1 protein-coding gene is annotated in these 1444 nt (G+C 31.9%); it reads left to right on the top strand.

The features are described 5' to 3' along the window. Positions 1–1104 (top strand): Ger(x)C family spore germination protein (locus AC1DTM_RS26350; protein WP_477001270.1); only part of this gene is annotated, 1104 nt, incomplete at its 5' end. Positions 1105–1444: the final 340 nt, after the last annotated feature.

Consider the following 1444-nt stretch of genomic DNA (forward strand, 5'->3'; position numbering starts at 1 on the left):
GTAATCTGTTGTGTATGTTTAATTGGTTGTAGTCAGAGAATTCCTCTTGAGAAGGTTTCATTAATCCTTTTAATTGCCTTGGATAGAAACTCTAATGGAGACGTAAAGGTGGGCACAAGCATACCACTCTTTCATCATAGACAGCAAAAAAGTACTATAGAGAACTGGACTCAGGCATCAACTGTATATAATGGATTCAGTAAGATAGATACGAAGTTAACGGGCTATATGACAGCCTCCAAAGCTGAAATCATTTTAATTGGGAAAAAATTGGCCCAAGAAGCAAATTGGATGCAGGAGCTTGATTCTTCTTACCGTGATCCTTACGCTACCATTAATGCTAAAGTAGTACTTGTTGATGGACCTGTAGAAGAAATTTTCACAATTAATAAGCCCGATAAACCATCACTACCATCTTATATAAGTAGTGTAATCGAATCCTCCATTCAAAATAATCAATCCGTTTCTTCCACTATTCAACAATTAATGAGAGAACAAAATGAAGAAGGAATGACACAAGCTGTTCCAGTTATCAAAAAAACAAAAAATGAAATTGACACGATAGGAATTGCACTTTTGGATCGACAAGGAAAATTTTTAACTCGTATCCCTAAAAAAGATGTTAAATTCTTCAATCTTATAAATAAGCCCAAAAATAAAGGCCGGATGATACTACACCTTGTGCTTCCTCCTAAAAAATCCAACAAAAAACCAAACACTTCTATCTTGGTACAGAATGCGACAAGGAAGGTAGATGTTAATTTTCAAAACGGAAAGTTTGTATTTAATCTCGATATAAATGCAAATGTAGCTTTAATAGAAAAAACCAATGCGAATTTAATTAAGGGACATTATGATAATAAAAAAAACATAAATAATTTAAAGAGTGCTATTCAAAAAGAAATTAATAAGAAGTTACAAGATATTTTGGATGAAATACAGCAGAATAAAATTGATCCAATCGGATTATCCCTATATGCTAGAGCTTTTCAATATAAAGAGTGGAAAAAACTAAAAGGAAATTGGTTGCAAGCGTTAGCAGAGGCTAAAATAAATGTAAAGACACATGTCAAAATAAAAGATACTGGGACCATTAGAAATTAGACTAGCCTATTCTTGTATTTGATAGCATTTCTCAGTAAAATTTTCCCTCCTCAATAATTATTATGTAAAAGATGCTAACTCAAAGAAAAATTTTTAAGTTAAATACAAAGCAATAGATTTTTCTTTTTTATCTAACAGTTCTTTTAAAATGACAACAATTTAACTGCAGTAATCCAGTATAAGTTTCTAATTTAAGGAAACGGAGAACTTATAATTCTGGTGCAGTAGACGTGCCAAATTTCATTCCAATAGCAACCCCAAGATAAAACATCAAAGCCGAAATTCCTAAGTTAAGGAATTTCGGCTTTTTGAGTTCGTAAGAATATCTTAGTTTTAGTTC

Source organism: Bacillus sp. P4_D3, assembly GCF_056401855.1.